This window comes from Microcoleus sp. w1-18aA5 (genome assembly GCF_036701705.1).
Classification (GTDB): domain Bacteria; phylum Cyanobacteriota; class Cyanobacteriia; order Cyanobacteriales; family Microcoleaceae; genus Microcoleus.
In genome coordinates this window covers 25434-34871 of sequence record NZ_JAUPTE010000067.1, presented here as the reverse complement: position 1 = coordinate 34871, position 9438 = coordinate 25434, and the positions used below count along the sequence as shown (strand labels likewise).

Genomic DNA, 9438 nt, shown 5'->3' with positions numbered 1-9438 from the left:
TGATCAACCGCGCTAACTTGGGTATGGAAGTAATGCACGAGCGCAATGCTCACAACTTCCCGCTTGATTTGGCTGCTAGTGAAGTCACCCCAGTAGCAATGGTTGCTCCTTCTATCAATGGCTAAGTTTTAGCTATCGATTGACAAAAAGCGCTCCTAGTAATAGGGGCGCTTTTTGTTTGGGGAAAATATTTTTTAGAGACCTGCTTCAATCCGTTAAATCCCTTAAATCCGTTACCCCCCTTACCTCCGTTGCCTTCCTTCTTGCTTTTTACTTATTTTTTATTCCTTTATTCTTTAATTTTTTATGATTACTATAGAATATAGCCACTAGGCCGATCGAGATACTGTGACATACTCCACGGGCGAAATCTTATATTATGGTCTAGGATTCCAATAGTCGGATTCAGAATATGTTGGGCTTGCTATAAAGTGTTCGCTAGCAGCAATGCAATTGTGTCAATTCCAGAATCTAACCATAGACAAATGTAGCTGATCGGGAGTCGCTCCTCACCGTCCCAAGCGCTCTATTTCTAAAGAGGATTTGTATTATGAAAGATGGACAAGAAGTACGCCGCGTCTCCACAGCCGTCATTGCCGGTGTTTGCGGGTTGGCTTTACTGACGGGAGGGGGCATTGCCTGGTGGACTGCGAACCGTTCGCCAACCCCCGCAGATACGCCGTCTTCTGCTCAAACTACCGCTCCGGCGCTGTCCCCAAGTCCAGCGGAATCTCCTGCTGTAGTTATCCCCGTACCCCCTCCAAATCCTGTACAAGTGCCACAGGTTCAGACGCCACAGGTTCAGACGCCGCAGGTTCAGACGCCTAACGCTCTGATCCCAAAATCGCCGCAGCCAAAGCCTTTGCCGCAGACTGATGTCCAGACAGTGCAAGTCTACTGGGTTAAAGATGCCAGCGGCAAATTTGAGGGAGTTCCTACGAAAGTAGCTGTCAAACAAGCTGACAAGCCTGATGCAGCTTTACAAGCTGCTTTTAACAGTTTGTTGGCTGGGCCGAAGGATGGAACTGTTTCTAGCGAAATTCCTAATGGGACAAAACTCAGGGGTTTGAGTGTCAAAAATGACGGAGTTTATGTCGATTTGTCGGCCGAATTTACTTCGGGGGGAGGGAGCAATTCGATGACTGGCCGGTTAGGGCAAGTTATCTATACGGCTACGAGTTTACAACCGAATACCAAGGTTTGGATTTCGGTGGAAGGCAAGCCTTTAGAACTTTTGGGTGGCGAAGGTTTGGAGGTGGCTCAGCCGAGTACACGCCAAAGTTTTGACAAAAATTTTCCCCTTTAGTAATTATGAGTCATTAGTTACAAGTGATTAGTCATCGGTCTGAAGGCCGAGAATAGGAATTGATAACTGATGACTCATGACTGAGGGTTGAGGATTGAGGACTGGCAACTAATTTTCAGTGCTTTGTAGTTAGGCTAAATGCCCGAAAGTGTAGGGCTTGCTGTTCGATCCGGCTGGCAAGCCGATCGCACACCATATTACACAGCTCAAAAATTAACTCGTCTTGCACCTTATAATAAGCTGAAGTCCCTTCACTCCGGCGAGTGAGGATACCAGCTTGGAGCATGAGTTTTAGGTGCTTAGAAACATTGGCTTGACTCGTTTGAGTAGCTTCCACCAATTCTTGCACGCATTTTTCGCCGTCGCGAAGCAAGTTCAAAATTCGTAAACGCATGGGTTCGCTCAAAATACTGAAATACTCAGCAACTTGTTGCACAACCTCTTGCGGGACAGGCTGGGATGACTTCATCAAACTCACCGGAGAGAAGTGATCGGGAAATATTAGCATTTATTCTGTCCATAACAATAAAGTAATCCTTCAATCCGGATTAATTCGCATCAACACTTGACCGTATTCGACAGGTTCGCCATTTTGAACTAAAATTTCCATCACTTGACCGGACACTTCATCAGCATCGATCTCGTTCATCAACTTCATCGCTTCGATAATACAGACTGTCTGGCCGACCTTGATGCGATCGCCCACATTGACAAAAGGTGGCTCGTCAGGAGCAGCAGCGCGATAAAAGGTTCCTACCATTGGCGAGATAATTGGCACCCATTTCGTATCGACAGAAGCAGGTACGGCAGTAGGTGCGGCGACAGGGGGGACGAGTACAGGGGCAGCCAGATCCGCTGCTAAATTTTGGTCAACAGCAGGAGGTGACGCTAAGGTGGGGCTAGCAACAGCGCCCAACAGGCTCGGAGCGACACTCGCCACAGCAGCAGGGAGCGCAGCAGAGGTGCCTGGTGAACTTGCCAGAATGCCTTTGCGTACTGTCAGTTCGATATCCCCACTTTTTAAGGTGAGTTCCGAAATGCCAGTTTTGTCTAATACAGTTAGCAGGTCACAAAGCTGGTTTAAGTCTAGTTGCACAGCAGATTCAAGGGTAATTGAGAATTGAAAATTGAGAATTGAAAATTGAAAATTCAGAATCAGGCGAAGCTAGGAGCATCAACGACTTTGGAGGAAAAAGGGATAGTTTTTAAGCTGTGAGCGATGAGTATTGAATTTGGAATTCTTTAACTCATAACTCAGAACTAAAAACTAAAAACTCCCTTTTATTCCCTCGTTTCTATTCTCGGCCGAGGTACTTGTCTTCACGAGTATCAATCCGAATCCGTTCTCCAATGGAAATAAATAGAGGCACCATAACCTGAGCTCCGGTGGAGACGATCGCGGGTTTGCTGCCACCGGTGGCAGTATCTCCTTTGACTCCGGGATCGGTTTGCAGCACTTCCAAGACAACAGAGTTGGGCAGTTCCACTTCCATGATTTGGTCGTTCCAGCGCAGGATGCTGACTTCCATCCCTTCACTGAGGTACTTGACTCGATCGCCTATTTGCTTAGCATTGAGGCGACTTTCCTCGTAAGTTTCCATATCCATAAAGACGAACTCGTCGCCCTCTTTATAGGTATGCTGCATCACACTCTTTTCCAGGTTGGCTTGAGGCATAGTCTCGCCCGCCCGGAAGGTTTGTTCTACTACGTTTCCGGTTTGGACGTTTTTTAATTTTGTCCGCACGAAAGCCGAGCCTTTTCCTGGCTTGACGTGGAGGAATTCGATAACCCGCCACACGCCGTTATTCCATTCAATTGAAACACCTGGTCGAAAGTCGTTACTGGAGATCATATAAATTTTTGCGGGCAATCCCGTCGCCTTGCCGGCACGGGGGAACTAAAGTCAGTCGATTTTAGATTTGAGATTTTAGATTTGAGATTTACTCCACAGATGAATTTGGGAGATTGAACCTTGGTCTAAAATTTTGATCTCTCCACGACAGGAGTCTGGGGATTGTATCCGTTTTTGAGCGGGTCAGGTTAAAGCCGCAGTCTAGCTGACGGCATCAAAAAGCAATTGGCATTTTATTTTACCGTTCAAAGGGAGCAAGTGCTTTACTGAAATGTTAGTGGCCGTGGGCAGTGGGCAGTGGGCTGTTGTCAGTTGACAATCAAGCATCCAGGATACCCGCCACGTGATTCATTCCGAAAGCAGACTCAGGACCCAGAAATAAAAAACCTGTATCCGATCAACAAGCCCCCGAATTTATCCGTGGGGTCAATCTAAAATCTAAAATCTAAAATCTAAAATCGATTGACTGTTGTTAGTTGGCAACTCCCTCCCCAGCCAAACCAACAGACACTTTAGATAGGTAGCAGCTTAGAGGGCGGGCAGCGCTGTGGGAAGATAAGAGAGGCAATAAAAGTTAAAGTTATGTTGCATTGGCCTAATTTCTCGATCGATACGTGCAAGCGCTGGGTCAAAACCGTCGCTTTAGCGCTCTTGCTGTTCACTCTCTCCCTGAGTTTCAGTGCAGTCTCCCATGCCAAACGGCCCAGCAGCAGTATGCCTGCGGGGAATGCGATTACGGACGGCCGGGCGCTGCTGCGCTTCGCTTTACCTATTGACAATCAGACTGTACGGGAGTTGCAAGTCAGTCTCGAAGACATTGGCAACCATATACGGTCTAAACGTTGGGGGCCTATTAGCAGCGATGTCAGTAAAGCTTCCAGAATTCTCAACCTTCGGGAATCTGACCTTTTAGAGAGTATTCCCGACGCCAAAAAGCCGGAAGCTGAGGCGCTAGTTGCAGGAGTCAAGGAGAAAGTTGCTCAACTGGAAAAGGCTGTTGAGGCTAAAGACAGGGACAAAGTGATTGACTTGAAAGCCACAATCTTAGGTTCGGTAGGCGAAATCGAAGAATTGATGGTGACAAAGTTTCCGTTTGAAGTGCCGGCCAAGTATGCTAATCTGCCTCAACTGAAAGGGCGCGCTACTGTGGCTGTACAAACTGAAAAAGGGGAAATTACTGTTGTGGTTGACGGCTACAGCGCCCCGGTTACGGCTGGTAATTTTGTGGATTTAGTTGATCGAGGTTTTTATGACGGTTTGCCGTTTATTCGATCGGAAGAATCCTACGTTTTGCAAACGGGAGACCCCGAAGGCAGGGAAGAGGGTTTTATTGACCCAACTACTGGCAAATACCGGAATATACCGCTAGAAGTGCTCGTCAGGGAGGAAAAAGAACCTATTTACGGGATTACTCTAGAAGATGCGGGGCGTTATCGCGACGAACCTGTTTTGCCTTTTTCTGCTTTCGGTACTGTGGCTATGGCCCGTACAGAAACTGACCCTGATAGCGCTTCTTCTCAGTTTTTCTTTTTCTTATTTGAACCTGAACTCACGCCCGCTGGCCTGAATCTGTTGGACGGCCGCTATGCTGTTTTTGGTTACATGATTGAAGGAAAAGAAGTTTTGGAGCAACTGAAGCAGGGAGACAAGATTGTTTCTGCTAAGGTAGTTAAAGGAATCGAAAATTTGGTGCGACCTCAAGTTTAATTAATGACGGCGATTGAAATCGCTTCTACACCAAAGTGACGGCGATTGAAATCGCTTTTACAGAAACAAAGCCCGCCTGCGCGGGCTGAAAAAATCAATAGTGACAGGCATTGAAATCTTTTCTAAATACAGATGACGGCGATTGAAATCAGTTTTACACAGACAAAGCCCGCCGGAATCAGGCTGGAAGAAGAGATAATTTTTATAGTTTCGTTATTGAAAATAGGAATTCAATCGAGAATATGGCTATTTTACAATTTTTATTGGTAATGGGTTTGGGCGGATTCGCAGGCTTGTTGATTGTAAAAAATGTGAATGAAAACAAGCAAAAGCAGCGGTTAGATGAGGCTTTTTATCAGTTGTTGGAAACTCAAAACAGTCAAATTTCGCTGATTCAACTGGCGGCTAATGCTAGGGTTGAGGCTGAAGTTGCTCAGCAGTATTTAACTCGGCAAGTTAAGATTTTTTCGGCGGTTTTAGAGGTAGATGATGAAGGAGATACTTTTTATAGGTTTCCTAGGTTGCGCTTACCACCGAGTTCGGGTAAGGAATGGTGAAGTGAGAAAGCGCGATCGACTAATTCAAATTTATGCAAGTTAAAGATATCGGTGAACAAGGCCTTTTAAGGATATTGCAAAAATTCTGCCCCGCAGAGATAGTGGGTGATGATTGCGCTGTCATGGCTACAAATCCCAACCAATCTCTGGCTATCACTACAGATATGTTGGTGGATGGAGTGCATTTTAGCGATCGCACTACGGGGCCTTATTACGCAGGATGGCGCGCCGCAGCGGCGAATTTGTCGGATCTGGCTGCGATGGGAGCAAAGCCTCTGGCGGTGACTGTAGCCATTGCTGTGGCGGCGGATACGGCTGTGGAGTGGGTTGAAGAGTTTTATCGGGGAATGACGGCTTGCTTGCAAGAATATCATACGCCGATCGTCGGTGGGGATGTTGTGCGATCGCTGGTTGTGACTGTGGCGATTACGGCTTTTGGACAAGTTGAGTGCGATCGTACCATTAGTCGGTCAAATGCGCGATCGGGCTGGGCGATTGTCGCTACTGGGGTTCACGGAGCCTCCCGCGCGGGATTAGAATTGCTGTTAAATCCAGAATTCGGGCAAAATCTTACAGAAGCAGATCGAACTTCTTTAATTGTCGCTCACCAGCGCCCTAAACCGAGGCTGGATGTGTTGCCGGTTGTTTGGGAAATATTAGCTTCCGAAGGCGCGATGGAACCCCCCCTCAGTCCCCCCCTTGCTAAGGGGGGGAAGCAAGATTTCCATTCTCCCCCCCTTAGCAAGGGGGGGCCGGGGGGGACTCAATCCCCAATTGCAATCGCCGGAATGGACAGCAGCGACGGTTTAGCAGATGCGATTATTCAAATTTGTCGGGCTAGCGGTGTTGGCGGAAAAGTCGATCGTACAAAAATACCAATTCCCGATATTTTCAGCGAAATTGTATCAACCCAAAAAGCTTTAGATTGGGCATTATACGGCGGCGAAGACTTCGAGTTAGTGCTGTTTTTGCCAATAACCAGCGCTCAGTTATTGGTAGAAAAAATAGGAAACCGAGCCGCGATAGTGGGAATCGCTACGGATAGCACCGATATCTGGTTAACTGATAGCAGCGGCATTTATCCTGATACTGTATTAAAGCTCGATCGAGGATTTCAACACTTCTGAATTATCTCGCTTCTCCACATAGGCGGACTTCGTTTGTGTAGACGCGGTTTCAACCGCCTGGTTTTTGCCCGTTACAGATTTTCCGCGAGCGAACCGTTGACTCTGTTATTGTAGGCAGTAGCCAGATTATTTTGAGTTTGCATCCATTTGTCGCTACCAGGTTCCCGATTATTTAAAACTATTTGATAACCAGTAATGGCAATTTCAATATTATTCGCTCTATTCCCACTGGCAAAGTCACTAATATGAATACTCAAATTTTCTATAAGGCCGATAATTGAGCTAATTGTTTCTGAGTTTTCGCCGGCTATTAACTTCTGCGCTACTTGCTGTAAAGTCTCGGCAAAAGTGACATTGAGGAGATGCTGTCGCCCTTCCAGCATGGGGTGAATTACTGCTGTATCCCCGTTGCTATCTTGTTCGGCTTGCAATAATTCTAGGAAAAAGTTTGCATACTCTTGGAAATTTTTACTGGCAGAGTTATTGCTATCTCCGTCATCGTTCATATCGATAAGTGGCGCTAGGTAACTAGCTAGATGTCGGAGGAAATTAGCGCCATTTTCTCCTCCTTGTTCTGCCAAGGTTGAGGCTACTAACTCGCAAGTTTCCAGAAATCCGCGATCGAGTAATTCTGAGTTATCCTGTAATATTTGCGCTTCGTCTCCGTTGGGGGCATTCAGCAGGGTGTGAATTAATTGCAGATAGGCTTGGGCGCGGTTTTCGTCCATGGTGGGGAGTTGTGAATAACACCGGGATTTATTTTATCATGCTTGGGGTGGGTTTTCTGAGTTACTTCACTTGGGAATTTTAACCGCAGATGTCGGCGGATGTACGCTGATGGACGCAGATGAATTTCGTTTAGTCTGGGAGAGGTGGATGCGTCGAAACCGGGTTTTTATGGGAATACTTCGTTAGATTGGGATGAGATGGGAAAAGACCCGGTTTCTTGGGAATTGTAACCGCAGACTTTTCTTCCTGCTAACGCCTAGATAATGCTACCTTTGGCATTAATCTATCCACAATTTGCTCGATCGCAATTACTGTCCAATCGATATCAGCTTCTGTGGTTTCTCGTCCTAGAGTCAAGCGAATTCCACCCACTGCGCCGATTTCGTCATATCCCATTGCTAATAATATCGGACTGGGAGTTAGTTTGCCGCTGCTACAAGCAGAACCGGAACTAATGCCAATTCCTGCTAAATTTAGCTGCCGCACTAGAGTTTTGCCTGTGATTCGCCCTGTATCTCTCTGCTGGTAAGGGCGGGAGGAAGGGGAGATTATGCAAAAACTGACGTGGTGCGGCAGCCGACAATATCGATCGCCAGTTGGTACTAAACTGGGTATGTGGGATAATCGGTCAAAAAGTTGATCGCGCAATCCAATTAACCTCGGTGTTTCCACATCTATTTCCTGCAATGCTAACTCCGCCGCCACCCCAAAACCGACGATTGCCGGCAGCGCTTGTGTCCCGGAACGCATTTTCAATTCTTGGCCACCACCGCTTAACATTGGCACTAATTCAACTCCCGGACGCACGTAAAGCGCCCCGGAACCTTGTGGCCCGTAAAGTTTGTGACTCGAAAGAGAAAGCAAGTCTACGGGCAGTTTCTGTACGTCAACTTGCAGCTTGCCGGCAACTTGAACTGCGTCGGTATGAAACATGATATTGCGATCGCGCGCAATTTGTCCTAATGCCTCAATTGGTTGCAGCGTGCCAACTTCGCTTTGTCCGTAAATGATTGAAATTAACACTGTATTCGATCGCAGCGACTCTTGCAAATCCAAAGGGTGAATTCGCCCAAACTTATCCACCGGTAGGCGCGTCACTTCCCATCCCAAATGTTCGAGTTGTCGCGCCGGTTCTGCTACTGCGGAATGCTCTACGCTGGAGATAATAATATGCTGCGGCTTTGTATAAAGACGGGCAATTCCCATAATTGCCAAATTGTCCGCTTCAGTGCCACCACTCGTAAAAATTATCGATTCCGGTAGCGCGTTAATCAAGCTAGCAACCTGCATTCTTGCTAATTCTAAAGCTGTCGCAGCCCTTTGTCCCCACTCGTGCAAGCTGGAAGGATTTCCCCACTGCTGAGTGAGAGCTTTTTGCATGGCTTGAATCGCTTCTGGGCGTGTCGGCGTTGTAGCACTATAGTCGAGATAAATTTGCATGGCTTTAATTAAATGACGAACTAATAATGAATGATTGACTACCTAATGAATAAGGCACTTATCCTAAAGGCATAAATGATTATTGACTCATGACTCATGATTGTTAAATTATGACTGATCGCAACCGCCAATTGCCAACTAATAACGGCCAAGCCAACTCACAACTGTCAAATCCTAACTCCCAACAGTCAACTCTCAACTCCCAACCCTTCTCTCTTGCAAGCTGTCAACTGTCAACTGCCAACTGTCAACTGACTAATGACTTCCTGGTTTGCAGACGTTGTAGTCTTCGTGGGACAATACTTTTTGGGGAATTAAGAAAGTGCCGCAATCTTCACACAGCATTCTGTAGTTGCGAGTTACAGGAATACTGATTATTAAACGGTTGTGACGCAGGCGTTTGCCGCCGAAATCTCTGTAATTCTTATTGTCGCCCAAAGCTGCTATAATTGACCGGGCTTTAGTAACTACGTGGTCGGGCAGGCCTCTGAGATCGATGATATCTCTAGCAAATGATGCTTCCCTCTCTTGTTTTTTGGTTTGTTTTTCTGCCAGCACTTCAACGTAATGCTGCTGCGCCACCAACTCTTGCGTGCAGCGATGGCACGCTTTACCATATCCTTTGTGACCGCACGGAAAAATTGTTTTTCTTTTAGCCATAAAGCAGCGGTATAGGGTTTGACCCACGCCCCTGAATGCTGCTACCCTACCAGTGATGC

10 protein-coding genes and 1 pseudogene are annotated in these 9438 nt (G+C 46.8%); 5 read left to right on the top strand and 6 right to left on the bottom strand.

Going from position 1 to position 9438, the window contains the following annotated elements:
* Together Q5691_RS21075 and Q5691_RS21070 are read left to right on the top strand one after the other, a co-directional pair.
* A pseudogene (locus Q5691_RS21075) lies at nt 1-125 on the top strand (photosystem II q(b) protein); the annotation flags it as partial.
* A gap of 425 nt (nt 126-550) precedes the next feature.
* Nucleotides 551-1306, top strand: coding sequence for a GerMN domain-containing protein (locus tag Q5691_RS21070; protein ID WP_333212115.1), 756 nt, complete (start codon nt 551-553; stop codon nt 1304-1306).
* A 115-nt stretch (nt 1307-1421) separates the two neighbouring features.
* Here the strand turns inward: Q5691_RS21070 and Q5691_RS21065 are convergent, their stop codons facing one another.
* From Q5691_RS21065 to efp, 3 genes are all read right to left on the bottom strand, one after another.
* The gene (locus Q5691_RS21065) at nt 1422-1814 is read right to left on the bottom strand and encodes an ArsR/SmtB family transcription factor (RefSeq protein WP_006631662.1); all 393 of its coding nucleotides are present in this window, start codon (nt 1812-1814) and stop codon (nt 1422-1424) included.
* A 30-nt stretch (nt 1815-1844) separates the two neighbouring features.
* Nucleotides 1845-2402: an acetyl-CoA carboxylase biotin carboxyl carrier protein gene (accB, locus tag Q5691_RS21060; RefSeq protein ID WP_333212113.1), complete on the bottom strand. Its 558-nt coding sequence runs from the start codon at nt 2400-2402 to the stop codon at nt 1845-1847.
* Nucleotides 2403-2601: 199 nt separating this feature from the next.
* Nucleotides 2602-3159 (bottom strand): elongation factor P, encoded by a 558-nt coding sequence (efp, locus tag Q5691_RS21055; protein WP_333058573.1) that lies wholly within the window; start codon nt 3157-3159, stop codon nt 2602-2604.
* A gap of 582 nt (nt 3160-3741) precedes the next feature.
* Between efp and Q5691_RS21050 the strand changes: the two genes are divergently transcribed.
* From Q5691_RS21050 to thiL, 3 genes are all read left to right on the top strand, one after another.
* Entirely contained in the window at nt 3742-4866 is a 1125-nt protein-coding gene (locus Q5691_RS21050) for a peptidylprolyl isomerase (protein WP_333212112.1), read from the top strand.
* 242 nt (nt 4867-5108) lie between these two features.
* Nucleotides 5109-5423 carry a hypothetical protein gene (locus tag Q5691_RS21045; RefSeq protein WP_333212110.1) on the top strand — a complete coding sequence of 105 codons (315 nt, stop codon included), beginning with the start codon at nt 5109-5111 and terminating at the stop codon, nt 5421-5423.
* 32 nt (nt 5424-5455) lie between these two features.
* Nucleotides 5456-6550: a thiamine-phosphate kinase gene (gene thiL, locus Q5691_RS21040; RefSeq protein WP_333346787.1), complete on the top strand. Its 1095-nt coding sequence runs from the start codon at nt 5456-5458 to the stop codon at nt 6548-6550.
* Nucleotides 6551-6621: 71 nt separating this feature from the next.
* Here thiL and Q5691_RS21035 read toward each other — a convergent pair whose 3' ends face one another.
* The 3 genes from Q5691_RS21035 to Q5691_RS21025 form a co-directional block, all read right to left on the bottom strand.
* The gene (locus Q5691_RS21035; RefSeq protein WP_333346785.1) at nt 6622-7278 is read right to left on the bottom strand and encodes a hypothetical protein; all 657 of its coding nucleotides are present in this window, start codon (nt 7276-7278) and stop codon (nt 6622-6624) included.
* Between the two features lie 250 nt (nt 7279-7528).
* Nucleotides 7529-8719, bottom strand: a complete 1191-nt coding sequence (locus Q5691_RS21030) for a cysteine desulfurase family protein (protein ID WP_333212104.1) — start codon at nt 8717-8719, stop codon at nt 7529-7531.
* 255 nt (nt 8720-8974) lie between these two features.
* Complete coding sequence (locus Q5691_RS21025; protein ID WP_333212102.1) at nt 8975-9379, bottom strand: DUF7682 family zinc-binding protein; 405 nt, start codon at nt 9377-9379, stop codon at nt 8975-8977.
* Nucleotides 9380-9438: the final 59 nt, after the last annotated feature.